Genomic DNA, 23,921 nt, shown 5'->3' with positions numbered 1-23,921 from the left:
ATCGGTGGGATGATCTTGGCGTCGCTCGTGTGATCACGGCGTCCGAGCCGTCCTCAGGAATCGCTGAACCAGGAGCCGATCGGGTTCCACTGGAAGGCTTGCTGCCAGGTGACCTCGCCCGCTGTCCAGCCTGTCAGGGCCGCGATGACCTTGTCCGCTGAGAGCGTCCGTGTCTGATAGTGCTCTGCAGGGCTGCGGTCACGGTATTCGAGCTGGTAGGTGCCGTCGGGCCGGAGCCAGACCTGGGCGTAGCAGTCCGGGTCCGCGGCGCACTGCAGAACGAGGTGGCCGTCACGGGGAAGGTTCAGCACAGTTGCTTCCAGCCTGGCGCCGCGTGGACAGTTCCGCTCAGGGCGGTGGCCCGGGTGCGCGGGAGGGTCCGAGACCGCGGGATCTTCCCGGTCAGGGTCGGCCGGCGGCAGTCCGCAGGCGTCGACCAGTTCGAAGAAGAGGTCTTCCGCGAACGGGTCGGCCCTTTTGGTCAGGACCGTGCGCAGTGCTTCCCGATCGGCGGTGAACCCTGCCTCGGCCGCCCAAACCGCGATCTGCTCGGCCGCTTCGGGCACGTCCGCGAGCAGACGACGGACCCTCTCCTCCTTGCCGGTCCTCCCCGGTGGCGCCTCGTCCTCCGAAGGCGACGGCACCGACACCCCGTAGTCGGCAGCCATCACCGGATCAAGGAAGGTCGACCATGCCACCCCGGACGGAGTGAGACCGCGGACGTGGCACACATCGCTGTCCATGACGCTTGCGATCATGACTGGCGAGCCCGTTGCTGTGACGAGCCGGTGCAGCCACCGGTCGTCGTCGTTCTCCGGCAGGTAGTCGTTCACCTGCAGCGTCTGCCAGCCGCCGGGGCGGGGCGGGCATTCGTGGAAGTAGTCGGCCTGCTCCTCGACGCACCACTCAGGGTCGTCGAACACCGGCAGGCCCGGCAACGAAGAATCGCTGCGCGCCAGGACGAAGTCGCCAGAACTGCCCATGCTTCCTCCCCAGAGACTGCCGCGATGCTAGCGACGGGTACTGACACCGGCGGGGGCCGATTCCTCCGTTGCCGGGGTGGCGCAGCAGGTGTCGCCGGTCGCTGCGGGGGCGGCGCTCCTGCCGAGGGTGTCGGCGTCGGCCTTGACGACGTAGACCTCCCACGGCTCCTTGCCGGGGCCGTGCACCCAGACCTTGTCCTGGAGGGCGTAGCAGCAGGAGGTGTCGTTCTCCTCGAAGGTGGCGAGGCCGGCGTCCGCGAGCCGGGCGGTCGCGGCCTGGACCTGGTCGGGGGACTCGACCTCCACGCCGAGATGGTCGAGGCGGGTCTCCTCGCCGGGGTCGCCCTCGATCAGGACGAGCTTGAGCGGGGGCTCGGTGATGGCGAAGTTGGCGTATCCCTCGCGCCGCTTGGCCGGTTCGGTGCCGAACAGCTTCGAGTAGAAGGTGATCGACGCTTCGAGGTCGCTGACACGCAGAGCGAGCTGGGCGCGGGACATGGCGGGTCTCCCATCGACTTGCATTGATGTCTGTCGATTCAACCTTGCCAACCTGTATCGAAGACTGTCAACATAGACACATGTCGAAGCAAGAGCTTGTGGTCCTCGGGCGGAACGACGGGGACGGGACGTGCTGCCCCGGACTCGCGGCCGCTCCGCTGGACGACGACCAGGCCGCCGAGCTGGCCAGGCTGTTCAAGGCGCTGGGCGACCCGGTACGCCTGAGGCTGCTGTCGATGATCGCCTCGCGGGCGGGCGGCGAGGTGTGCGTCTGCGACCTGACCCCGGCCTTCGACCTCTCCCAGCCGACCATTTCGCACCACCTCAAGCTGCTGCGGCAGGCCGGTCTGATCGACTGCGAGCGGCGAGGTACCTGGGTCTACTACTGGGCGCTGCCCGCCACCCTCGACCGGCTCGCCGCCTTCCTGAAGACGTCGCGGACCGCCGAGGCGACCGCGTGAGCATGCCGCTCGGCCGCCGGGTCGCCGCCGAGGCGGTCGGATCGGCGGCCCTGGTCGCGATCGTCGTCGGCTCCGGCATCCAGGCCGCCGAACTGACCCACGACGTGGGCGTGCGACTGCTCGCCAACTCGCTCGCCACGGTCTTCGGCCTCGGTGTGCTGATCGCACTCCTCGGCCCGGTCTCCGGCGCGCACTTCAATCCCGTCGTCACCCTCGCCGCCTGGGCCACCGGCCGCCGCACGGGGGACGGGCCGAGCGGGCGCGAGGCCGCCGCGTACATACCGGCGCAGGTCGCCGGAGCCGTCGCGGGCGCGGTGCTGGCGGACGCGATGTTCGGCAGGCCGCTCGTGCGGTGGTCCACGCACGACCGCTTCGCCGGTCACCTGTGGCTGGGCGAGGTCGTCGCGACCGCCGGTCTCGTCCTGCTCGTCTTCGGCCTGACCCGAACCGGCCAGGGCCGCTACGCGCCCGTGGCCGTGGCCTCGTACATCGGCGCCGCGTACTGGTTCACGTCGTCCACCTCGTTCGCGAACCCCGCGGTCACCATCGGCCGAACCTTCACCGACACGTTCGCCGGAATCGCCCCCGGGTCCGTCGGCCCGTTCGTCGCGGCCCAACTGGTCGGCGCCGCGCTCGGGCTGGGCCTGGTCGCCGCCGTCTTCGGGCGCCGCGCACCCGCACCCACCGCCGTCCCGGCCGGCCTCCCCGGCGAACCCGAACTCCCCGCACCCACCGTCCCGGCCGCCCTCCCGGGTGAACCCGAACCCGCCGCTCCCACCCTCCCCTGCCCCGGCCCTCCGTCAGAAAGCACAGCCGCCATGAACACCCCCGCCGAACAACCGTCCGTGCTCTTCGTGTGCGTCCACAACGCCGGACGTTCCCAGATGGCCGCCGCCTTCCTCACCCACCTCGCGGGCGACCGCGTACAGGTGCGTTCCGCCGGGTCGGCACCCGCCGCGACGGTCAACCCGGCCGTGGTCGAAGCAATGGCGGAGGTCGGCATCGACGTCTCGGCCGAGGTTCCCAAAGTGCTCACCGTCGAAGCCGTGCAAGCCTCCGACGTCGTCATCACGATGGGCTGCGGTGACACCTGCCCGGTCTTCCCCGGCAAGCGCTACCTCGACTGGGCGCTCCAGGACCCGGCGGGCCAGGGCGTCGACGCCGTACGACCCATCCGTGACGAGATCGAGAAGCGCATCCGCGGCCTGATCGGCGAGATCACCTCCACGGTCGGCGCGTAAGCGCCCCGCCCAGCGCGCGCATCACGCCCATGGGCCCCGAACACAGCGCCGGGGGCGGGCTTCGAACGGGGTAGCTCAGCCGACCCGCTTGACTCCGACGCGAGTTCGACCCGACTCCGGTGACCCCGCCGTCCCGGACTCCGGCAAGGCCCGCTTCGCCGCTCAGCGGCACCCGTCCTGCTCCTCCTTGCTCCTCCCTACTCCTCCGGTTCCCACTCGCGGAGCAGGTCGAAGAGGCCCGCGTCTCCCTCGATCCGCAGGGAGTGCGCCGGGATGCGGTCGTACAGGAAGAGAACCAGGTCACTGGCCGTGCCGTGCACGGAGACACCGGCCGCGTCCGGGCCGCTGTCGGCCGTGGTGGCAGGTGTCGTGCCGGGCGTGGGGACACGGGTGGTGCGTGCGCCGTCGCCGTCGACCGTGAGGCGCCAGGAGCGGCCCTCGGCGGCGTGGAAGTCGAAGGCGGTGGGCTTGTGCGGCCAGGGACTCGTCGTCGCGACGCAGGTGAACAGGAACTCCTCGACACCGTCGAGTGCCACCTCGTCCGGCAGCGGTTCCGGCGTACCCACGGTGACCTGCGCGTCGTAGGTGTGCACCGCGATCTGCTGGAGCTGGTGGCGGGCGACGGCGCCACAGTTCCCCGGCGACTGGGACGCACCCCACCAGGTCCAGCAACCCCGGTCCGGGCCGGCCTCACGCAGCGCGTCCAGCAACTCCCCTGTCGACGCGGCCAACCAGGCCGGCAGGGCCTCCCGCTCCCGAGGGGCGGCGGGGGCGTCCTCCGGTACGGACTTGGCCGGAGCGGGCCCTGCGGCGACGGTGGCGGCCCAGGCGCGGCGCCCCTCGCCGATGTGCTGCGCCAGATCGGACAGTGTCCACTCGGGGCAGGTCGGCACCTGTACGTCGAGGCTGGGCGCGGAGGCGACCGTGGCGCGGAAGGCCTTCGACCGTTCGTCGATGAGCCGCAACAGGACGGGGAACGCGAGTGTCGTCGTCACCCGGACTCTCTATCACCGTGTTCCGGCGGCCGGACAGCGATTTTCACAGCCGGGGCGGCGGACGCACCGCCGAGGCGACTGACGCACGGCATGGACCGGTCGCGCGGCACGGGCCGGACGCCCGCCGGTTACGTCCTGCCCGCATTCGGTGACGATCGGCCAAGGTGGCGCCGGACTACGCCAGTTCGACGCTGATGAGGCCGCGCAGCAGCTTGCGCAGGTGGTCCGGCATGTCGATGTCGGTGGGACTGAGCAGCCACTGGATCTGCAGGCCGTCGATGAAGGCGATGAGGTCGGCCGCCAGCCCGGACGCGTCGACGTGCGGACGCAGCAGGTCGCGTCGGACCAGGTCGTCGACGGCCAACTGCATCTGCCGGCGGGTGCGTTCGTAGCGTGCGACGAAGTACGGGTGCGCCGGGTGGTCCGGCGCGGTCGCCTCGCTGGACAGTACCGCGAACAGGCTCACGATCAGCGGGTTGGCCTGGTTGTGCGCGACGAGCCGGATCATGCTGGCGAAGTACTCCAGGCCGTCGCGGTTGACCGCGCCCGACCCGAAGAAGTGCGCGTCGTCCTGCCGTTCGCGTTCCTCCAGGACCGCTTCGAGCAGCGACTCCTTCGTCGGGAAGTGGTGGAGCAGGCCGGCCCGCGAGACGTCGCAGGCCGCGGCGAGCTGGACCATGCTCGCGTTGCGGTAGCCGACCTGCCCGAACGCGGTGAACGCGGCCTCGATGATCTGGGCGCGCCGGCGCTCCCCCTTGGGGTAGTTCCGGGGGGCCGTCCCCTGCCGCGCGGTCGCCTTTGCCATACGGAGATGTTAAACGCCCTCTAGAAACCAGCACCCCTGTCGGTATTCTGTTGTGCGGTCGTACACCCCGAGAGGAGTCCTCATGTCGACACCGCGGTTGTCGGTGCAGCTCTACTCCGTCCGGCATGCTCTGGAAGCCGACGAAGACGCGGCCCTGGGCCGCCTCGCAGCCCTGGGACTGCGCGATGTCGAGGCCTTCGGCTTCGTGCACCGCGCCCCGGAACTCGCCGACGCGCTCGCCCGGCACGGCCTGTCCGCCCCGACCGGACACGCCGGCTTCCTCTCCCCGGAGCGCGCCCCCGCCGAGGGGACCCCCACTCTCGACGAGACCTTCCGGGCCGCCCGGCGCCTGGGCGTGGAGGTCCTCTTCGACCCGTTCGTCCCCGCCGCGCGCTGGGCGGACGAGACGGAGATCGCCCGAACCGCCGGACTGCTCAACGAGGCCGCGAAGCGCGCCGCCGACCACGGGCTGCGCGTCGGCTACCACAACCACTCCCAGGAGTTCGTGCACACCGTCGCCGGCGTCAACGCCTTCGACCGCTTCGCCGAGCTGCTGGCACCCGAAGTCGCCCTGGAGATAGACCTGTTCTGGGCCTCGGCCGGTGGCTACGACGTCGTGTCGCTGCTGCGCCGCCTCGGTTCCCGGGTCACCGCCCTGCACGTGAAGGACGGCCCCGTCATCGACGACCCGTTCACCTCCGGCGCCCCCTTCGACGCCGCCGACACCCACCAGGTCCCCGCGGGCCAGGGGGAGATCGCCCTCGACGCCGCGCTCGCCGCGGCCCCGGACGCCGAGTACGCGATCCTCGAGTTCGACCACTACGACGGCGACATCTTCGAAGGCATCGCCACGGGCGTCGCCTACCTCGCCGGAAAGGGCATCGCCTGATGGCGGCGGACCACCCGGTCGGTGTCGGCCTCATCGGCGCCGGCAACATCAGCGACCAGTACCTGACCAGCCTCACCGCCTTCCCCGACCTGCGCGTGGTCGTCGTCGGCGACCTCGACACCGCGCGCGCCGAGACCCAGGCCCGCAAGTACGGCGTCGAGGAGTGGGGCACCGCGGCGGACGTCCTCGCCCACCCGGACGTCGACATCGTCGTCAACCTGACCGTCCCCGCCGTCCACGCCGAGGTCAGCTCCGCCGTCGTCGACGCGGGCAAGCACGTCTGGTCCGAGAAGCCCGTCGCCGTCGACCGGGCCGACGCCCGCGCCCTGCTCGACCGGGCGGCCGCGGCCGGGCTGCGGGTCGGTGTCGCCCCCGACACCGTGCTCGGCCCCGGACTGCAGACCGCCCTGCGCGCCGTCGCCCGCGGGGACATCGGCACCCCGCTGTCCGCGCAGACCGTCATGCAGTACGCGGGCCCCGACCTGTGGCACCCGGACCCCGAGTTCCTGTTCGCCAGGGGCGCAGGACCGCTCTTCGACATGGGGCCCTACTACCTCACCGCCCTGGTCTGCCTGTTCGGGTCGGTCAGCCGGGTCTCCGCCGCCGGCTCCACCGCGCGCACGGTACGCACCGTCCGCAGCGGCCGGCGCGCGGGCACCGAGTTCGCCGTCGCCGTACCCACCCACGTCTCGGCGCTCATCCGGTTCGAGAACGGCGGGGTCGGCCAGAGCGTGTTCAGCTTCGACTCGCCGCTCACCCGCACCGGGTTCGTCGAGATCACCGGCACCGAGGGCACGCTGGTGCTGCCCGACCCCAACACCTTCGCGGGAGAGGTCCGGATCACCCGGGTCCAGGAACGCGGGCAGGACCCCGTCTGGGAGACGGTCCCGCCGGTCGGCGTGGAGGCCGGACGCGGACTCGGCGTCCTGGACATGGCGCGGGCCATCCGCGCCGGCGTGCCCCACAGCGCCTCCGGCGACCTCGGGTACCACGTCCTGGACACCATGATCTCGATCGACGAGTCCGTCGTCTCCGGCGAGACGGTCCAAGTGGCCAGCTCCGCGGGCGAGACACCCCTCGTCCCCGAGGACCGGGACCCCTACGGAGCCACCCTGTGAACCGGCCCCTGCGCGCCGGATTCATCGGCGGCGGCTTCATGGCGGCCGTGCACACCCGCGCCAGCCGCGCGGCCCGCGGTGTGCCGACCGCCCTCGCGAGCTCGACCCCCGAACGCGGTGAACAGGCCGCCGCCGCCCTCGGCGTCGAACGCTGCGAACCGGACGCCCGCAGCCTCACCGCGGCCGGTGACCTGGACGTCGTCCATGTGTGCAGCCCCAACACGCTGCACGTCGAACACACCCTGGCGGCGCTGGCCGCGGGCGCGCACGTCATCTGCGAGAAGCCCCTGGCCACCACCGCGGCGGACGCCGAACGGCTGGTCGCGGCGGCGCGGGAGGCCGGCCGGGTGGCGGCGGTCCCCTTCGTCTACCGGTACCACCCGATGGCCCGTCAGGCCCGCGCCCTCGTGGCCGAGGGAGAGCTCGGCACCGTCCTCACCCTGGACGCGTGCTACCTCCAGGACTGGCTCCTGGATCCCGACGACACCAACTGGCGCGCCCACCCGGAGGCGGGCGGCGCCTCCCGGGCCTTCGCCGACATCGGCTCCCACCTCTGCGACCTCGTCGAGTTCGTCTCCGGACAGCGCGTCCACCGGCTGGCCGCCCGCACCCGGACCGTCTTCCCCGAACGCGGCGGCACCGCCGTCACCAACGAGGACACCGCAGCCCTCCTCGTGGAACTCGGCAACGGGGCGCTGGGCACCCTGCTCGTCAGTCAGCTCGCCCCCGGCCGCAAGAACAGCCTCACCTTCGAACTGCACGGCACCCGGCAGAGCGTGCGGTTCGAACAGGAACGCCCCGAAGAACTCTGGATCGGCGCGCGCGAGGGCTCCCGGCTCCTGCTGCGCGACCCCGGCACCGCCGCCGCCGACTCGGCCCGCGTGTCGGTCCTGCCTCCCGGCCACGCCCTCGGATACCAGGACGCCTTCACGGCGTTCGTGACCGACGTCTACGACGCCGTACGGGGCGGGCACCCCGAGGGGATGCCGACGTTCGCCGACGGGCTTCGGGCCGCCCGGCTCACCGAGGCCGTCCTGGCCTCGGCCGCCGAAGGCGGCACCTGGATCGAGACCGCACCCGACACCGCATCCAGGACCACACCCGAGACCGCACCCGACACCGCATCCGAGACGGAGGACCGCGCATGACCGCAGCCACCCACCCGGTCACCCTGTTCACCGGCCAGTGGGCCGACCTCCCCTTCGAGGAGGTGGCCCGGCTCGCCGCGCAGTGGGGCTACGACGGCCTCGAGATCGCCGCCTCGGGAGACCACCTGGACCTCGAACGAGCCGACGAGGACGACGCCTACGCGGCCTCCCGCCTGGAGATCCTGGACCGGCACGGCCTCAGGGTGTACGCCATCTCCAACCACCTCGCGGGCCAGGCCGTCTGCGACGCGCCCATCGACTTCCGCCACCAGGCGATCCTGCGCCCGTACGTCTGGGGGGACGGAGACCCCGAAGGGGTACGGCAGCGGGCCGCCGAGGACATGAAGCGGGCCGCCAGGGTCGCCCGCAAGCTGGGCGTGGACACCGTCGTCGGCTTCACCGGCTCCGCCATCTGGCCCTACGTCGCCATGTTCCCGCCGGTGCCCGCGACCGTCATCGACGCCGGCTACGAGGACTTCGCCACCCGCTGGAACCCGATCCTCGACGTCTTCGACGCGGAGGGCGTGCGCTTCGCCCACGAGGTGCACCCGGGCGAGATCGCCTACGACTACTGGACCAGCGTCCGCGCCCTGGAGGCGGTCGGCCACCGCGAGGCCTTCGGCTTCAACTGGGACCCCAGCCACATGATGTGGCAGAACATCGACCCGGTCGGCTTCATCACCGACTTCAAGGACCGCATCTACCACGTCGACTGCAAGGACACCCGGCTGCGTCCGCGCAACGGCCGGGCCGGCGTCCTCGGCTCCCACCAGCCGTGGGGAGATCCGCGCCGGGGCTGGGACTTCGTCTCCACCGGCCACGGCGACGTGCCCTGGGAGGACGCCTTCCGCGCCCTGGAGTCCATCGGCTACGCCGGACCCATCTCCGTCGAATGGGAGGACGCGGGCATGGACCGCCTGCACGGTGCGGCGGAGGCGGTGAACTTCGTGCGCTCGCTGCTGTGGCCGGTCCCGAAGGCGTCCTTCGACGCCGCGTTCAGCAACCAGTAGCCGCCGGGTGAGCGGTGCGCGCCGTCTACCGGGCCGTTCGTCCGCCGGGCGGGGGCGGCCGCCACTCGAGGAGCATGATCGTCGCGTCGTCCCTGAGCCGGCTGGTCTCCGCGTCGAGGATCGAGTGGATCAGCCGCCGCAGGGTCTCCGGAGCCAGTTCGCCCGCCGCGGTGGCCCGGATGAGGTAGTCGGCGAACCGCCGCAGCCCGAACAACTCCCCGTCCGGCATCCGGGACTCGGTGACTCCGTCGGTGTACAGCAGGATGCGGTCGCCGGGCCGCAGCGCTGTCTCGTGGATCGTGCGTTCGCGGTGGGACCGCAGGTGGGACAGCCCCAGCGGAGGCTCCGGGTCACGTTCGAGGGCGTCGGTCAGCAAGCGCTGCTCGCGGATGAGGAGCGGGGCGGGGTGTCCGCAGTTGCACCACCGCAGCACGCCCGTGCCGAGGTCGAGCTCGGTCAGCACGGCCGTGCAGAACTGGTCCGGCAGCCACGCGGCGAGCGTCTCGTCGACCGTCCGTACCAGCTCGGGCAGGTCGGAGCCGACCCGGCGGGCGTTGCGGCAGGCCGCCAGCGAGAGGGCGCTGGTGAGCCCGGAGGCGAGGTCGTGGCCCATGGAGTCGAGGACGCTGGCGTGCAGTGTCGACTGGGTCAGCGCGTGGTCGAAGGCGTCGCCGCCGATCTCGTAGGCGGGTTCGAGGACGGCCGTGGAGACCACGCGGTCGTTGCCGATCGTCCGCGGGGGCAGGAAGGCGCGGAGCAACTCGGACGGCAGTCGCATCCGTTCGGTGCGGGTGAGCCGGACGTAGGAGTCCTTGTAGACGCGCCGGGAGGTCACCATCATCGCGACCAGGGTGGCCAGTGCCTTGCCGCGGGTCACCGAGGCGGCATCGAGGGCGGGTGCGTGCACGGCCAGCACGCCGAGCCGTTCGGCGCCGTCGATCAGTGGGAACCAGGCGGTCACCACCCCGTCGCGGGACGGCTCGACGCGCAGCGACTGCGTGCGGTACGTCCACCCCGCCGGCGAGTCGTCGACGGGCAGCACCGAGGCCACGTCGGTGAGCGGGACCAGGTGCCGTTGCTGGAGATCGACGAGGTAGACGATCGCGTGGTGCAGTCCGAGCGCCTCGGCGCAGCGGGACAGGGCAGGGGCGAGGTCCTCGGTCCTGTTGACCTCGTCGGCGAGGAACTCCTGCAACGGATCGCCGGAATCCGATGTCACCACCTGCCCTCGCCTCCTCGTGTCCCTCGGAGCGACGCCGCGGGCCCCGGCGATCAGCAGTCTCACATCCTGGGGCGGCGCACGCATTCCGTGGGACGGGGAGGACCGCGTGGGGGCGGCCGCGAACGGACGGCCGCCGGACGACCGCGGGGGTTCCGCGAGGGGGCGGCCGCCGCCGCCCGCGCTCGCGTCCCGGCCCTGGGCCGTTCCGTTCAGCCCGAGCTCAGCTCAGCCCGAACTTCTGTGCGGCGGCGCCGTTGCAGTCCCAGATCTGCAGGCGGGTGCCGTTGGCGGTGGCGCCGCTGGGGGAGTCGAGGCAGCGTCCGGACTGGGGGTTGAGGAGGGATCCGTCGGCCTGCTGGACCCATTTCTGGCCGCCGACCCCGTTGCAGTCCCACAGTTCGACCTTGGTGCCGTTGGCCGTACCGTTCCCCACGACGTCCAGGCAGCGCCCCAGCGTGGCCAGCGAGTTGTCGGAGCCGTGGTACCAGTGCTGGTCCACCGCGTAGGTCTGGCAGCCCCACAGCTGTACGGCGGTGCCGTTGGTGCCGGTGTCGTCGGCGGCGACGTCCACGCAGGTGCCGCCCGGTCCCTTGACCGGCCCTCCGCCGTTCACCGAGAACTTCTGCGCGCCGGAGCCGTTGCAGTCCCAGATCTGCAGGCGGGTGCCGTTGGCGGTGGCGCCGCTGGGGGAGTCGAGGCAGCGTCCGGACTGGGGGTTGAGGAGGGATCCGTCGGCCTGCTGGACCCATTTCTGGCCGCCGACCCCGTTGCAGTCCCACAGCTCCAGCTTGGCGCCGCCCGCCGTGCCGTTGTTCTCGATGTCCAGGCACCGTCCGAGCGTGGACAGCGAACCGTCCGGGTTGTGCGTCCAGTGCTGGTCCTCGGCGTACGTCTGGCAGTCCCACAGCTGTACGGCGGCCCCGTTGACGCCGGTGTCGTCGGCGGCGACGTCCACGCACTTGCCGCCGGGGCCGGTGACCGTCCCCTGCGGACCGTTCGGCACGTCCGTCTGTCCGCTGTAGCCGACGGAGACGATGTTGGCCTGGACGGCGTTCTCGGCGGCGTCGGTGGGATAGCCGGAGACCATGACGCCCTCGAAGAAGGTGCCCCGGTTCCAGTTGCTGTTGTCCCCGCCGATCCCCAGGATGATGCCGCCCTCCTGGTGCATGGGCTGGTAGCCGCCCCGGGTCGGCAGCGCCCCGTCCCACCAGGTGCTCAGCCCGCCGGTCTGGGAGTTGCCGCCCTTGAGCGCGTAACGGGTCTGTCCGTTGTTCTTGAGGACGGCGGTGACGAAGGTGCTCTTGTTGCCCTGGTTGGCGGTGTTGGAACCGTTGTCGCCCTGGAACATGCCGTTCTCCAGGTCGGCCTCCACCCACGGTCCGCTCCCGGTACACGGCGCGAAGTAGCAGGTGGTGGCGATGGACACGGCGTCCATGTGGCCGTTTCCGGTGTCGGCCGGGGTGCTCTCGGCGTTGCCGTAGTCGAAGCAGCAGGCCGAGCCGACGTGGGTGCCGCTGGCCACCATGTAGGCGCCCTCGGGCTGGCCGTTCACGGCGACTCCGGAGGCGACCCCGGTGTAGCGGTAGCCGACGCCGGGGGAGATCCAGACGCCGTAGACCTTGTGGCCGCCCGCGGTGACGGCGATCTCCGAGGCGTCGGCGCCCCGGTCGTTGCCCATACCGGCGGTACCGGCGGGGCCCGGCTTGAGGTCGTTGTGCCGCCCGCTCTGGTCGTAGATCTTCGTGATCCGGCAGCCTCCGCTGTTCGCGCAGAACGCGTCCTGGGCCGCCGCGTCGGCGTACCCGCCGACCAGCCCGATGTCGGCGGTGGCTCCGTCCGAGACGCGGGTGACCTGGTAGAGCGGGCCGTTGTAGGAGGAGAGCAGCGCGCGGGTGACGCTGTGCGCGGCGACGCACGGGGTGCCGGCCGCGGCGTAGATGTCACAGGGCAGCGAACCCGCGGCCTGCGACACGGCCGGCAGCCCGAGCAGCAGCCCGAGGGCGAGTCCGAGCGAGGCCAGCACCGCGACGGCCCGCGCCCGCCATGCCCGGGGACCGCTCGCTAAGTTTGGTGAGTTCATGACATTCCAGACGGACAGGGCACCACGCATGGCACGTCCCTTCGGCACCGGAGTGGGGTGGTCGGCTCGGCCCGGAACCTACGACCCCTGTTCGACCACGTCAATATTTGTTTCCTTTTTGGTTCAGACCAAGTTCGGAAGCGTGGACTGCTGTCGGGGTGTGGGGAAACGTCCGCCCGCGGCATTGCGGGAGCACATTTCACGCGTGTCAACCAGACGTTCCGGGGCAGCCGGTTCTCGTGCGAGAAGTTCGCACCTGTCACAGAATTCGCTTCAGCGAAACATCCGATCAAACAGCCCAGGAGGTAGCGTGGCCGGGGCCACCCCCGACATACCGCGAGCGGTCGCCGAACTGCCCCGGCAGGTCCGGGACGAACTCACCCGCAGGCAGCGGCGGAACGAGCGGGCCTTCCGCCGCGACGACGTCCAGGTCGTCGAGCCTCCGCTGCTGCGGCGCGCCGTCGGCGCCTCGGCGCTGGGCAACTGCATGGAGTGGTTCGACTTCGGCGTCTACAGCTATCTGGCCGCCACCATCGGCAAGGTCTTCTTCCCCGGCGCCTCACCCGGCGCCCAGGTGATCTCCTCGTTCGCCACCTTCGCCGCCGCCTTCGTCGTACGGCCCCTCGGCGGACTCTTCTTCGGCCCGCTCGGCGACCGGGTCGGACGGCAGAAGGTGCTCGCCACCACCATGATCATGATGGCGCTGGGCACGTTCGCCATCGGTCTCATTCCCAGCTACGCCACGATCGGCATCGCCGCCCCGGTCCTGCTGCTGCTCGCCCGGATGGTGCAGGGCTTCTCCACCGGCGGTGAGTACGGCGGCGCGACCACCTTCGTCGCGGAGTACTCGCCGGACCGGCGCCGCGGCTTCCTCTCCAGCTGGCTCGACTTCGGCACGTTCGTGGGCTACGCCCTGGGCTCGGCCCTGGTCACCGTGCTGAACCTGCTGCTCACCGACGAGCAGATGCTCACCTGGGGCTGGCGCCTGCCGTTCCTGATCGCCGGCCCGCTGGGCGTGATCGGCCTCTACATGCGGCTCAGGCTGGAGGAGTCGCCGGCCTTCCAGCAGCAACTGGACGATCACGAGAAGAGCCTCGCGCAGGCGTCCGCGGGCAGTGAACTCAAGGGCGTGGTCACCCGGTACTGGCGTCCGCTGCTGATCTGCATGGGCCTGGTGCTGCTGTACAACGTCACCAACTACATGGTCACCGGGTTCCTGCCGACCTACCAGACGGAGACCCTGCACCGGTCCAGCGGTTCCGCCGACGTGCTGGTGCTGATCGGCATGGTCTGGATCGTCCTGCTGATCACGTTCATCGGCCGGCTCAGCGACCGGATCGGACGCCGTCCGGTCTACGGGGTCTCCGCGGCCGCCATGATCCTGCTCGCGGTGCCGTCCTTCCTGCTGATCAAGGCCCACGGCACCTGGCCGCCCGTCCTCGGCGTGCTGATCCTGGCCACCCTGCTGGCCTGCTTCGCCGCGCCGAGCGCCGCCACCCTGCCGGCCCTCTTCCCGACCGCCGTCCGGTACGCCGCCATGGGCATCGGCTTCAACATCGCGGTCGCCGCGTTCGGCGGCACCACACCCCTGGTGACCGAGGCGCTGGTGAACGCCACCGGCGACGATCTCATGCCCGCGTACTACCTGATGCTGGCCGGCGCGATCGGCCTGATCACCGTACGGTTCCTGCCGGAGAGCGCACAGGTCCCGCTCAGCGGATCCCGCCCGATGGTCGGTTCGCGCGCGGAGCAGCGGGAGCTGATCACCACGTCGAGGAAGCTGTACCTCACCTGCCTCCGGGAGCCGGGCAGCGGCCCGCACCCGGTGTCCTCGAAGCGCTCGCCGGTCAGGTGACACGCCGGAGAGCGGACGGGGATCCGGCCGTCTGGCTGCCCTCGTCGCCGAGTACGAGGGTGTCCTCCCCCTTCTTGGTCAGGACGTAGACGTTGCCCGGTGCGCACACCCCGCCGGTCGACGGGTCGGTGGGCGTGCTGGTGACCGCCTAGAAGACCATCGAGGTCGCGTGCGTCTCCTGGAGGCGCAGCGTCTCGGAACATCCGATGTCCCGGCCGCTGCCCGCCTCGGTCACGTGACTGACCTGCCGGCCCACCCGCTCACCCCGTGCGGCCGGGTGCAGGGTGACGGTCACGGACACGGACGTCGTACGAAAGCTGTACACGCCGTCCGCCGAAGGATTCCCGGGGCCGGTGCCACGCCAGGTGCCCACCCAGGAGGCGGGCAGCGCGTTCGCCGCGTTCTTCGACGACGAGGACGACGAGGACGATTCCGGGGACGTGGTGGGTGTCGCGGGTGGTGTCCTGCCCTTCGAAGCCTCCCCGTCCCAGGCCCCGCCCGCCCAGAGGGCCCCGGCGACCACCGCCGCGACGGTGACCACGCCCACGGCGACCACGGCCGCCCGCGTCCTCGCGGATCCGCGCGGGGCGGCGGCCGGAGCGTGCGGCCTCGTCGGCGCGACCGTGCCGGGCGGGACGGCGGGTGCGGGGATGTACGGCGGTCCGTAGCCGGTCGCCGGTGCCGACGGCGCGGGCTGCGCAACGCTGCCGGGCACGACGGCGGGCGCCGGGGTGTACGGCGGCGGTGGTCCGAATCCCGTCGTCGGGACGGGCGCGGGCGCGGGCGCGGCCGGGGCGGCCGACGCGTCCAGCAGTGCCCGCAGCTCGGCCTCCTTCGCGGCGAGGTCCGCGGCCAGCTCCGCCGGGGCGCCGGCGGCCCAGCCCACGGCACCGGCTGCGAGCCGCGCCGACAGGTCCTGGGCGCCGGGCCGGGACTCGGGCGCCTTGCGCAGGCATTCGGCCAGGACCGGCGCCAGCGACTCCGGTACGTCGTCGAGGTGGGGTTCCTCGTGCACGATCCGGTAGAGCAGCTGGGCCGCGGACGGCTCCTCCCCACGACGCAGGAAGGGCCCCCGGCCGGTCGCCGCGTACACCAGCACCGCGGCCAGCGCGAAGACGTCACCGGGTTCCGCCGCGCCCCCGGCGGTGACCTGCTCGGGAGCCATGTAGCCGGGGGAGCCGATGACACCGCCCGTGCGGGTGTGCCGGGTGTCGTCGGCGGCCCGGGCGATGCCGAAGTCGATGAGCAGCGGATGGCGGCCGGCGAGCAGCACGTTGGACGGTTTCACGTCGCGGTGCGCGAGGCCCGCCCGGTGCACCGCCTGAAGCCCCTCCGCGAGCTCCGCCCCCAGGGCCAGGACGGCCGCCTCGGGCAGCGGGCCGTGCCGCACCACCCAGTCGGCGAGACTCGGGGCCGCCACGTACTCCGTGGCGAGCCACTGCGGACGCTGTCCTGGCCCGCTGTAGTCGACGACCGAGACCGTCCACGGTGACCGGACCCGGTCACTGCTGGTGATCTCCCGTGCGAACCGCTCCTCGAACCCCGGGTCCAGGCCGAATTCGCTCCGAACCGTCTTCAGCGCCAGCGGCCGGCCGGAGGCCGTGCGGGAGAGGAAGACCTGCCCCATGCCACCTTCCCCGAGCCTGGCCAGCAGCGGGTAGCCGCCGACGGCCGGCGGATCCGTGGGATCGAGACGTCTCATCAAGGTCTCCGGGCGGTGGGCGCGTCACCGCCGGGGGCCGCCACGTGCTCGCGGAGCCCCCCTCGGCATCCGCGTGGACATGGCCTGCGGAGATTATTCATATCAGTTGGGGCGGTTCGGCCGTACGCGTGCCCGTGCCCCGGGCCGAGCGGATCGCTCGGCCCGGGGCACGGATGTCGCCCCGTTCGGTGGCCTCGGGGTCCTGCTAGCCGGCCTTGGACCGTACGCCGTCGGCGATGCGCTTGCCGATCGTCTCGTCGATGTTCGACCAGTACGTGAACGCGCGCTGCAGGACGGGTTCGGTCACGCCGTCGAGGAGGTGCCCCACGACGTTGTCGACCAGCCGGTCCCGGGCGGCGTCGTCCAGCACCTCCCGCACGAGTGTGCCGGGCTGCCCCCAGTCGTCGTCCTCGGGATGGGAGACGTAGGCGGCGCGGGTGATCTCGCCGTCGGCCTCCCAGGTGGGCGGCGGCCCGAACCGCGCGGGGTCGGCCTTCGGGCCGCCCTTGGAGTTCGGGGCGTACACCGGATCGGACGTCTTCCGGTAGGCCATCGCCCCGTCCTTGGAGTACGTGTGGACGTCGACGACCGGCGCGTTCACCGGAAGCTGCTGGTAGTTGGCGCCGATCCGGTGCCGGTGGGCGTCCGCGTAGGAGAACAGCCGCCCCAGCAGCATGCGGTCCGGGCTGGGCCCGATGCCGGGGACGAAGTTGTTGGGCTGGAAGGCGGCCTGCTCGATCTCGGCGTGGTTGTCGGTCGGGTTGCGGTCCAGCGTCATCCGGCCGACCCGGACCAGCGGGTAGTCGCCGTGCGGCCACACCTTGGTGAGGTCGAACGGGTTGAAGCGGTAGCCCGCCGCCTCCGCGTACGGCATGAGCTGCACGTACAGGGTCCAGCTCGGGAACTCTCCGTCGCGGATGTGCTCGAAGAGATCGCGCATGTGGTAGTCCGAGTCGGTGCCCGCCAGCCGGTCGGCCTCCTCCTGGGTGAGGAAATCGATCCCCTGGTCGGTCTTGAAGTGGTACTTCACCCAGAACCGCTCGCCCTCGGCGTTGATCCACATGTAGGTGTGCGAGGTGTAGCCGTTCATGTGGCGCCAGGTCCGCGGGATGCCGCGGTCGCCCATCAGCCAGGTGACCTGGTGGGCGGACTCCGGGGAGAGCGTCCAGAAGTCCCACTGCATGTCGTGGTCGCGCAGGTTGCTGTCCGCGCGGCGCTTCTGGGACCGGATGAAGTGCTGGAACTTCATCGGGTCCTTGATGAAGAAGACCGGCGTGTTGTTGCCGACCATGTCGTAGTTGCCCTCGCTGGTGTAGAACTTCACCGCGAAGCCGCGAGGGTCGCGCCAGGTGTCGGGGCTGCCCCGCTCACCGGCGACCGTCGAGAAGCGGATGACCAGGTCGGTGCGGGTGCCGGGCTGGAAGAGACCGGCCATGGTGTAGGCGCTGACGTCGTCGGTCACCTCGAAGTGACCGAACGCGCCGCTCCCCTTCGCATGCGGTTGGCGCTCGGGGATGCGCTCCCGGTTGAACTGCGCCATCTGCTCGATCAGATAGGCGTCCTGGAGCAGGACCGGCCCCCCGGGCCCCACGGTCAGCGAGTGCTCGTCACTCTCGACGGGGGCACCGGAGTCGGTGGTGGTGAGGGGTGGTTTCTCCGTCATGGCTCTGCCTTTCTCCGCCTGGGCAGCGAGCTGTGCCGGTCCGTACGTCGTTCCGGGACCGGCCGTCGCATCCGTGGCCACGCCCCGGGAGGGTGCCGTACGGGTGTGCTCGCTTCCTTCGCTTCCGGAGCGTCGGGCTCCTGCCGGGCGGGTGACCCCGCGCGTGCCGGGCAAACACCGTGCGCCCGGTGCCCGACGTGCCGGGCCGGCGCGCCGTGGCCGGGCCGTCCGGCATCCAGCCTGGTCCCACCGGGCCGGTGCCGCCACTCGGGGGACCGCCCGGCCCGGGCGGCCCCCCGATGCCGGAAGGCGTCAGGAGGTGCCGGCCGCTCCGGTGAACATGGCGATCAGGCCGTGCGGCGAGTCGTCGCCGAACATCAGGTCGTGGAGCAGGCCGGCTTCGGCCGCCTCGGCGGCGCTCCGGGAGAACATGGCCTGTTCGTACGCGGTGAGCGCGGCCCCGGTGTCGTCGGGGTGGGCGGCGAGTGCCCTGCCGAGTTCGGCGCCGTCGTACATGGCAAGGTTGGCGCCCTCCCCGTTCGGGATCATGAGGTGGGCGGCGTCGCCGAGCAGGGTCACCCCCGGCACCCGGTCCCAGCGGTGCCCGGCCGGCAGCGTGTGCAGGGGGCGCAGCACCGGCGGGGTCTCGCCGTCGGTGATCAGTGCGGTGAGTTCCGGTGCCCAGCCGCCGAACTCCGCCGCGATCCGCGCGGCCGCCGTGGCGGGGTCGGCGAAGTCGACTGCGGCGAACCAGTCCAGCGGCCTGCGGAGCGCCACGTAGGTGTGCAGGGTTCCGCCGTCCTCCCGGTGGGCCTGGATCCCCTTGCCCGGCGCGAGCGCGAACATCGCGCCGCCGCCGACCGCCTTCGCGGTGGCCGGGTGCCGGTTCTCGGCGTCGTAGAGGTAGGTCTCGACGAACGAGGTGCCGGTGTACTCGGGCACCGCGTCGGACAGCAGCGGCCGCACCCGTGACCAGGCGCCGTCCGCGCCGACCAGCAGGGTCGTGGTGACGGACGAGCCCTCGGCGAAGGCCACCTCGTGGCGGCCGTCGCCGAGGGCACGGACACCGGTGACCTTGTGGCCCCAGCGGACGGTGCCGGGCGGGAGCGAGTCGAGCAGGATCCGGCGCAGTTCTCCGCGCAGTACCTCGGGGCGGCCGCCGGTGCCGTCGTCGGGCTCGTCGTGCAGCACCGTCCCGTCCGGTGCCAGGGCCCGGGTCGCCTGGCGGCCGGGCAGGACGAGAGCGCGGAACTCCTCGGTCAGGCCCGCCGCGTCGAGGGCCGGCCGGCCGTTGTGCTCGTGGATGTCGAGCATCCCGCCCTGCGCCCTGGCAGCCGCGGACGGCTCCGCCTCGTAGACGGTGGCCGGGATGCCGTGCACGTGCAGGACGCGGGCGAGCGTGAGGCCGCCGAGTCCGGCGCCGACGATCGTGACGTGAGTGCTCATGGTGACTCTCCTCCAGCATGGTACGGCGTTCCAGTCTGGAACGCCGTACCATGCTGGAACGTCGCTCCAGATGTGTCAAGATGGCGGCATGGCAACGCGGACACGCCGGTCACAGCGGCGCACGGAGGCGCTCTCCCGGGAGCGCATCGTCGAAACCGCCGTCGAACTCCTCGACACGGCCGGGGAGGGCGGGCTGACCTTCCGGGCGCTCACGCAGCGCCTCGCCACCGGCCCCGGGGCGGTCTACTGGCACGTGGCGAACAAGGAGGAACTGCTCGCCGCCGCCACCGAGGGCGTCGTCACCGCGGCCCTCGAGACCGGTCCCGCCGACCCTGCGAGCGCGACAGGTCCCGCCGACCCTGCGAGGTCACCGCGGGACGGGATCCGCGCCGTCGCCCTGGCCCTGTCCGGCGCGATCGAGGAACACCCCTGGCTGGCCGCGCAGCTGGCCGCGCAGCTCGCCCGCAACCCCTGGGGGACGGTGACCGCGCGGATCTTCGAGAGCATCGGGCGGCAGGTCGCCGCGCTCGGCGTGCCCGAGAGCACCTGGTTCACGGCGGCCTCGGCCCTGCTGCACTACATCCTCGGCGCCACCGGCCAGAACGCCGTGAACGCCGGAGGCCCCGGCCCCGAGCCGGACCGCGCGGAGTTCCTCGGCGCCGTCTCGGCGGCGTGGCGGGAGCTCGACCCCGACGACTACCCGTTCACACGGGCCGTCGCGGACCAGATGCGCGAACACGACGACCGCGAGCAGTTCCTCGCCGGGATCGACTTCGTCCTCACCGGCATCACCACGCTCCACCCGCCGGGCTGAGCCGTCCGCGGAAACGGGGGGGGGGGGGGGGGGGGGCCCCCCCCCCCCCCCGGCGGCCCCCCCCCCCCCGCGGGGGGGGGCCGCCCCCCCCCCCCCCCCGGGGGGGGGCCCCCCCCCGCTCGCTCGCACGGCTCAGACCGCGTGCACGGTCCCCGCGTACCGCTGGGCGAACCGCGCTCCGGTCCCCGCCGTGACCGTGACGTCGTAACGGCCCTCGTCGGTCCGCCAGGTCAGCCGGGAGTGGCCGCCCGCCTTGACCCACTCGGTCCGCTCCTCGCCCGCGAAGTCGTTCGGGGTGACCGTGAAGGCCACTTCGGTGCCGCCGTCGTTGCGCAGTTCCAGCTCGATCCTGGCGTCCTCGGGACGGGTGGCGTGCGTCAGCGTCGCGGTGACCGACGGCACCGCCACGTCGTCCTGGCCGTCGCGCACGACCGTGCCGGCGAACCGGCGGACGAACCCGTCCGCGCCGTGCACCGAGAAGTCGTACCGGCCGTCGGTCGCGGCGGCGTCCCACACGTAGCTGCGCGAGGAGCGCGGCGGGACCGTGAACGGCACACCGGTGAAGGGCAGTTCGACGTTCGGCAGCACGGTGAAGTGGTAGCCGACGGAGCCGTCGTTGACGAGCGTGCAGGTGACCTGGCCGGTGGCGCGGTCGACGGAGACATCGGACCACGGGCGGTACGGCAGCGGGCGGTGCGGGCGCTGCCCCGGCTCCTGCACGGGCATGGACTGCTGCTCGGGTATCTTCACGGCGGGCAGCGCGCTGCCCGCGTCGGCCTTCGCCATCAGCGCGACGGTGTCGGGCAGTTCGGGGATGCTGTAGTCCGGCCGGGTGAAGTCGAAGCAGCTGGTGAGGTCGCCGCAGACGGTACGGCGCCAGTCGGAGATGTTGGGCTCGCGCACCCCGGTGACCTGCTCCAGGAACCGCAGCACCGAAGTGTGGTCGAAGACCTGCGAGTTGACCCAGCCGCCGCGTGACCAGGGGGAGACGGCCCACAGCGGGACCCGGCTGCCCAGCCCGATCGGCTTGCCGTTCGCGAACTCGTCCTTCGTGCCGGGCTCGGGGGACGGCGGGATGACGTGGTCGAAGTACCCGTCGTTCTCGTCGTACATGAGCAGGAAGACGGTGTGCTTCCACACCTCGGGGTTGGCGAACAGCGACTGGAGCGCGGTGTTCACCCAGTGCGCGCCGTAGTCGGGACTGGCCGCCGGGTGCTCGCAGAACAGGTACGGCGCCACCAGCCAGGAGACGGTGGGCAGGGTGCCGTCCTTGCAGTGCCGGTCGAACGCCGTGAGGTCGAACTTCGTCATGGCGTTGACGTAGCGCGGGTCGTCCTTGGGGAAGGCGTGGAACTGCTTGAAGTACGAAAGGGCGTTGTCGTCGTAGTCGCCGTACCGGTCGTCGGAGCCGTCGGGGTTGTGGTAGACGCGCCAGCTCACGCCGGCCTGCTCCAGGCGCTCGGCGTACGTCGTCCAGTCCGCCACCGGGTTGCCCGTGACCGGGGTGTTGTCGGTCCACGGGCCGGTGGTGCCGTCGACGCCGGGGCCCGCTGTACCGGTCCACAGGTAGAGGCGGTTGGGGTCGGTGGGGCCGTTGAGCGAGCAGTGGTAGCCGTCGCAGAGGGTGAAGGCGTCGGCCAGCGCGTACTGGTACGGGATGTCGGCCCGGGTGAAGTAGCCCATGGTGCGTTCGCCCTTGGCGGCCACCCACTTGTCCATCGCGCCGCCGTCGACGGCGGTGTGCCCGGTGTCCCAGTCGTGCGGGAGGCCTCCGGCGTTCTGCGCGTTGTACTTGGTGCTGTCCATGCGGAAGGGCAGCAGATAGCCCTCCTTGCGGCCGCGGTCGGGCTGGCGGAACACGGGGTCGCCGCCCGCCAGCACGCTGGCCTGCCGGTCGCCGAAGCCGCGGACGCCGTTCAGGGTGCCGAAGTAGTGGTCGAAGCTGCGGTTCTCCTGCATCAGGATCACCACGTGCTTGACGTCGTCGATGCTGCCGCGCGACTTCTCGCGCTGCGCCGCCTCCGCGGTGCCGGGCAGTCCGGCGGTGGCGGCGACGGCGGCCGTCGCGGCGGTGGTGCCGATGAAGGTGCGGCGGCTGATCTCGGTCATGGGATGAAGTCCTTCGGGTCGTTCGGGTCAGCCGCGGCGGGACAGGGAGAAGGTGACGACCGCGGCCGCGTGGTCGGAGGGCCAGCCGTTGGCGGCGGTGTCCGGTACCGGCCGGGGCCAGCCGGTGACCAGGCTGTGGGCCTCCAGGACCCGCAGCTTCCCCGCGTACTGGATCTGGTCGATCCGGTCCTGCGGCTCCGTGCCGCCGCCGTCGTGCCGCGGCCTGACGGGGGACCAGGTGATGCCGGGATCCTTCGCCGGGTTGTTGTGGGCCTCGCGGTAGGCGTCGGTCAGACCGGCCGCCTCCAGGGCCTCGGTGACCGGCCAGCGCACCCGGCCGACACCGCCGTGGGCGGAGGCGGTCCGGTCGGTCCAGTCGAGGTGCGAGGGCGAGGCGAGGCCGGCGGCCAGGACGACCGGGGTCCGGGAGGCGAGGTCCGGCCGCATGGCCGCCACCAGAGCCCTGGTCTGCGCGTACCGGGCCGTCTCCCGCTCCGCCGCCTCGACCTGGGCGGCCGTGCTGCCCGCGAGCAGCGCGTACGGGCCGTACCCGGACTCGTCCAGCCTGGCCGCCCACAGGCGCACCGGGCGGTCGCCGGGCAGTCGCAGCGTGGCCGCGGTGGCCGGCAGGGCGGCGGTCGGGGCGACGACGTCGGTGAGCGGATACCGGCTGACGATGCCGAGCCCGTCGGCCTGCTGCACGTGCCAGCCGAGCGCCGCGGCGAGATCGGCCGCGCCCCGGTCGCCGCACTCCTGCAGGGCCACGACGTCCAGGCCCTGGGTGAGCACCAGTCGCACCTGCTTCTCCAGGAACCCGTCGACGTGGCCGCCGCCGTCCCAGAGGTTGAGTGTGGCCACCTTCAGCCGGAGCCGGTCCCGGGAGGCGCGGACCGGCACCTGGACGGTGACGGTGTCAGCGCCCACGGCGCTGTCGGTGACGGAGGCGACCACCCGGCCGGGCGCGCGCTGCCCGAGGGGGACCCTGCCGCTGACCGTGCCGTCCGCCGCCACCGACAGCCATTCGTCGCCGGACGCGCGCCGGAAGGAGGCGCCGCCCGCGGCATTGCCGGCCGGCCTGATCCACAGGCCGCCGAGGGAGAGGGAGAAGGAGGTGCCCGCCGTCTGCGCGGCGGTGGTCACGGCGTCGACCGCCGCGTGCGGACGGGGGATCACCGGCCGGACCGCGAAGCTGAACGGCTTCGTCTCGGCGAGGATGTCGTAGCCGTCCTTCGCGAGCAGGTAGGCGGTGTACCGCCCGGCCTCGAGCCCGGAGGTGTCGAGGGTGACGTCGCCGGTGGCAGCGGGCGTGTACGCCCAGCTGAGGGAGGATCCCTGGCCGGGCTGCCGGTCGCCGTCGTAGACGCCGACCCAGTTCTTCGGGTCGGGTGCCGCGGTCGTCCAGTGGAAGGAGACCTTGTCGCCCTCGTGGGGATCCGGCGTGGTCAGCTCGATCGAGTCGCCGGTCGCCGTCCCCTCGAAGGTGAAGGGCGCCGTACGGGCGAGAACCCCGTAGCCGTCCTTGGCCAACAGGTAGGCGGTGTAGGGCCCGGCGCCGAGTCCGGAGGTGTCGAGGGTGGTCTGCCCGGAGGCGCCGGGGACGTAGGCCCACACGAGCGAGCCGCCGCCGCTGCCGGGCTGCCGGTCACCGTCGTAGACGCCGATCCAGTTCTTCGGGTCGGGTGCGTCGGTGGTCCAGTCGAAGGTCAGTCTGTCGCCGCGGTGCGGGGACGTCGGCGAGCCGACGCGGATGCTGCTGCCGGCCTCGGCGACCTGTGAGAGGGGTTGCACGGTGTTGGGTCCTCTCCGCCCCGGACGCCGTCGCTACGACGCCCGGGTGAGCAAAGTTGTCTATATAACTTCGCTCCTCAGCAAGCCGGTCCGC

At 72.1% G+C, this 23,921-nt stretch carries 19 protein-coding genes and 1 pseudogene; 9 read left to right on the top strand and 11 right to left on the bottom strand.

What is annotated here, in order from left to right; translation table 11 throughout:
- Positions 1 to 53: 53 nt before the first annotated feature.
- Together ACFY3I_RS07345 and ACFY3I_RS07340 are read right to left on the bottom strand one after the other, a co-directional pair.
- Positions 54 to 983: a hypothetical protein gene (locus ACFY3I_RS07345; RefSeq protein WP_390859767.1), complete on the bottom strand. Its 930-nt coding sequence runs from the start codon at positions 981 to 983 to the stop codon at positions 54 to 56.
- 27 nt (positions 984 to 1,010) lie between these two features.
- A complete protein-coding gene (locus ACFY3I_RS07340) occupies positions 1,011 to 1,481 on the bottom strand; it encodes an ArsI/CadI family heavy metal resistance metalloenzyme (protein WP_365287185.1) in 471 nt (156 codons plus the stop codon).
- Between the two features lie 80 nt (positions 1,482 to 1,561).
- On the opposite strand from ACFY3I_RS07340, the gene ACFY3I_RS07335 reads away from it, so the two are divergent.
- The 3 genes and pseudogenes from ACFY3I_RS07335 (at position 1,562) to ACFY3I_RS07325 (ending at position 3,183) form a co-directional block, all read left to right on the top strand.
- On the top strand, positions 1,562 to 1,942 hold the full coding sequence (locus ACFY3I_RS07335) for an ArsR/SmtB family transcription factor (protein ID WP_390859766.1): 381 nt from the start codon (positions 1,562 to 1,564) through the stop codon (positions 1,940 to 1,942).
- Between the two features lie 2 nt (positions 1,943 to 1,944).
- Positions 1,945 to 2,631: pseudogene (locus ACFY3I_RS07330) on the top strand (aquaporin); the annotation flags it as partial.
- Positions 2,632 to 2,760: 129 nt separating this feature from the next.
- Complete coding sequence (locus tag ACFY3I_RS07325; RefSeq protein ID WP_390860103.1) at positions 2,761 to 3,183, top strand: arsenate reductase ArsC; 423 nt, start codon at positions 2,761 to 2,763, stop codon at positions 3,181 to 3,183.
- 197 nt (positions 3,184 to 3,380) lie between these two features.
- On the opposite strand, the gene ACFY3I_RS07320 is transcribed toward ACFY3I_RS07325, so the two are convergent.
- Positions 3,381 to 4,178, bottom strand: a complete 798-nt coding sequence (locus ACFY3I_RS07320; protein ID WP_390859765.1) for a maleylpyruvate isomerase family mycothiol-dependent enzyme — start codon at positions 4,176 to 4,178, stop codon at positions 3,381 to 3,383.
- Between the two features lie 175 nt (positions 4,179 to 4,353).
- Positions 4,354 to 4,983, bottom strand: a complete 630-nt coding sequence (locus ACFY3I_RS07315; RefSeq protein WP_365287193.1) for a TetR/AcrR family transcriptional regulator — start codon at positions 4,981 to 4,983, stop codon at positions 4,354 to 4,356.
- 82 nt (positions 4,984 to 5,065) lie between these two features.
- On the opposite strand from ACFY3I_RS07315, the gene ACFY3I_RS07310 reads away from it, so the two are divergent.
- From ACFY3I_RS07310 to ACFY3I_RS07295, 4 genes are read left to right on the top strand one after another with little or no spacing between them, the layout of a single operon-like run.
- The gene (locus ACFY3I_RS07310) at positions 5,066 to 5,872 is read left to right on the top strand and encodes a sugar phosphate isomerase/epimerase family protein (protein ID WP_390859764.1); all 807 of its coding nucleotides are present in this window, start codon (positions 5,066 to 5,068) and stop codon (positions 5,870 to 5,872) included.
- Positions 5,872 to 6,990 carry a Gfo/Idh/MocA family oxidoreductase gene (locus ACFY3I_RS07305; protein ID WP_365287197.1) on the top strand — a complete coding sequence of 373 codons (1,119 nt, stop codon included), beginning with the start codon at positions 5,872 to 5,874 and terminating at the stop codon, positions 6,988 to 6,990. The genes ACFY3I_RS07310 and ACFY3I_RS07305 overlap by 1 nt, the downstream gene beginning before the upstream one ends.
- A complete protein-coding gene (locus ACFY3I_RS07300; RefSeq protein ID WP_390859763.1) occupies positions 6,987 to 8,138 on the top strand; it encodes a Gfo/Idh/MocA family protein in 1,152 nt (383 codons plus the stop codon). The genes ACFY3I_RS07305 and ACFY3I_RS07300 overlap by 4 nt, the downstream gene beginning before the upstream one ends.
- Positions 8,135 to 9,148, top strand: a complete 1,014-nt coding sequence (locus ACFY3I_RS07295; RefSeq protein WP_365287201.1) for a sugar phosphate isomerase/epimerase — start codon at positions 8,135 to 8,137, stop codon at positions 9,146 to 9,148. Before ACFY3I_RS07300 ends, ACFY3I_RS07295 begins: the two co-directional genes overlap by 4 nt.
- A gap of 25 nt (positions 9,149 to 9,173) precedes the next feature.
- On the opposite strand, the gene ACFY3I_RS07290 is transcribed toward ACFY3I_RS07295, so the two are convergent.
- Complete coding sequence (locus ACFY3I_RS07290) at positions 9,174 to 10,370, bottom strand: PP2C family protein-serine/threonine phosphatase (protein WP_390859762.1); 1,197 nt, start codon at positions 10,368 to 10,370, stop codon at positions 9,174 to 9,176.
- 220 nt (positions 10,371 to 10,590) lie between these two features.
- Complete coding sequence (locus ACFY3I_RS07285) at positions 10,591 to 12,450, bottom strand: arabinofuranosidase catalytic domain-containing protein (RefSeq protein WP_390859761.1); 1,860 nt, start codon at positions 12,448 to 12,450, stop codon at positions 10,591 to 10,593.
- Between the two features lie 310 nt (positions 12,451 to 12,760).
- Between ACFY3I_RS07285 and ACFY3I_RS07280 the strand changes: the two genes are divergently transcribed.
- On the top strand, positions 12,761 to 14,305 hold the full coding sequence (locus ACFY3I_RS07280; protein ID WP_390859760.1) for an MFS transporter: 1,545 nt from the start codon (positions 12,761 to 12,763) through the stop codon (positions 14,303 to 14,305).
- 148 nt (positions 14,306 to 14,453) lie between these two features.
- Here ACFY3I_RS07280 and ACFY3I_RS07275 read toward each other — a convergent pair whose 3' ends face one another.
- From ACFY3I_RS07275 to ACFY3I_RS07265, 3 genes are all read right to left on the bottom strand, one after another.
- Positions 14,454 to 16,007 (bottom strand): serine/threonine-protein kinase, encoded by a 1,554-nt coding sequence (locus ACFY3I_RS07275; RefSeq protein ID WP_390859759.1) that lies wholly within the window; start codon positions 16,005 to 16,007, stop codon positions 14,454 to 14,456.
- 205 nt (positions 16,008 to 16,212) lie between these two features.
- Positions 16,213 to 17,670: a catalase gene (locus ACFY3I_RS07270; protein WP_390859758.1), complete on the bottom strand. Its 1,458-nt coding sequence runs from the start codon at positions 17,668 to 17,670 to the stop codon at positions 16,213 to 16,215.
- Between the two features lie 312 nt (positions 17,671 to 17,982).
- Positions 17,983 to 19,116 carry an FAD-dependent oxidoreductase gene (locus ACFY3I_RS07265; RefSeq protein ID WP_390859757.1) on the bottom strand — a complete coding sequence of 378 codons (1,134 nt, stop codon included), beginning with the start codon at positions 19,114 to 19,116 and terminating at the stop codon, positions 17,983 to 17,985.
- An 88-nt stretch (positions 19,117 to 19,204) separates the two neighbouring features.
- On the opposite strand from ACFY3I_RS07265, the gene ACFY3I_RS07260 reads away from it, so the two are divergent.
- On the top strand, positions 19,205 to 19,930 hold the full coding sequence (locus ACFY3I_RS07260; RefSeq protein WP_390859756.1) for a TetR/AcrR family transcriptional regulator: 726 nt from the start codon (positions 19,205 to 19,207) through the stop codon (positions 19,928 to 19,930).
- Positions 19,931 to 20,062: 132 nt separating this feature from the next.
- Here ACFY3I_RS07260 and ACFY3I_RS07255 read toward each other — a convergent pair whose 3' ends face one another.
- Positions 20,063 to 22,039 carry a phosphocholine-specific phospholipase C gene (locus ACFY3I_RS07255; RefSeq protein ID WP_390859755.1) on the bottom strand — a complete coding sequence of 659 codons (1,977 nt, stop codon included), beginning with the start codon at positions 22,037 to 22,039 and terminating at the stop codon, positions 20,063 to 20,065.
- A 27-nt stretch (positions 22,040 to 22,066) separates the two neighbouring features.
- Positions 22,067 to 23,827, bottom strand: a complete 1,761-nt coding sequence (locus ACFY3I_RS07250; protein WP_390859754.1) for a hypothetical protein — start codon at positions 23,825 to 23,827, stop codon at positions 22,067 to 22,069.
- Positions 23,828 to 23,921 lie beyond the last annotated feature (94 nt).

Source organism: Streptomyces sp. NPDC001068, assembly GCF_042897315.1.
GTDB lineage: Bacteria > Actinomycetota > Actinomycetes > Streptomycetales > Streptomycetaceae > Streptomyces.
Note: the sequence above shows the minus strand (reverse complement) of the source record. Positions and strands in the feature narration are given on the sequence as shown.

Excerpts from the sequence above, each read along its gene's own strand:
- ACFY3I_RS07345 (WP_390859767.1), bottom strand. The coding sequence starts at position 983 with ATGGGCAGTTCTGGCGACTTCGTCCTGGCGCGCAGCGATTCTTCGTTG.
- ACFY3I_RS07340 (WP_365287185.1), bottom strand. The coding sequence starts at position 1,481 with ATGTCCCGCGCCCAGCTCGCTCTGCGTGTCAGCGACCTCGAAGCGTCG.
- ACFY3I_RS07335 (WP_390859766.1), top strand. The coding sequence starts at position 1,562 with ATGTCGAAGCAAGAGCTTGTGGTCCTCGGGCGGAACGACGGGGACGGG.
- ACFY3I_RS07325 (WP_390860103.1), top strand. The coding sequence starts at position 2,761 with ATGAACACCCCCGCCGAACAACCGTCCGTGCTCTTCGTGTGCGTCCAC.
- ACFY3I_RS07315 (WP_365287193.1), bottom strand. The coding sequence starts at position 4,983 with ATGGCAAAGGCGACCGCGCGGCAGGGGACGGCCCCCCGGAACTACCCC.
- ACFY3I_RS07310 (WP_390859764.1), top strand. The coding sequence starts at position 5,066 with ATGTCGACACCGCGGTTGTCGGTGCAGCTCTACTCCGTCCGGCATGCT.
- ACFY3I_RS07305 (WP_365287197.1), top strand. The coding sequence starts at position 5,872 with ATGGCGGCGGACCACCCGGTCGGTGTCGGCCTCATCGGCGCCGGCAAC.
- ACFY3I_RS07295 (WP_365287201.1), top strand. The coding sequence starts at position 8,135 with ATGACCGCAGCCACCCACCCGGTCACCCTGTTCACCGGCCAGTGGGCC.
- ACFY3I_RS07285 (WP_390859761.1), bottom strand. The coding sequence starts at position 12,450 with ATGAACTCACCAAACTTAGCGAGCGGTCCCCGGGCATGGCGGGCGCGG.
- ACFY3I_RS07275 (WP_390859759.1), bottom strand. The coding sequence starts at position 16,007 with ATGAGACGTCTCGATCCCACGGATCCGCCGGCCGTCGGCGGCTACCCG.
- ACFY3I_RS07270 (WP_390859758.1), bottom strand. The coding sequence starts at position 17,670 with ATGACGGAGAAACCACCCCTCACCACCACCGACTCCGGTGCCCCCGTC.
- ACFY3I_RS07265 (WP_390859757.1), bottom strand. The coding sequence starts at position 19,116 with ATGAGCACTCACGTCACGATCGTCGGCGCCGGACTCGGCGGCCTCACG.
- ACFY3I_RS07260 (WP_390859756.1), top strand. The coding sequence starts at position 19,205 with ATGGCAACGCGGACACGCCGGTCACAGCGGCGCACGGAGGCGCTCTCC.
- ACFY3I_RS07255 (WP_390859755.1), bottom strand. The coding sequence starts at position 22,039 with ATGACCGAGATCAGCCGCCGCACCTTCATCGGCACCACCGCCGCGACG.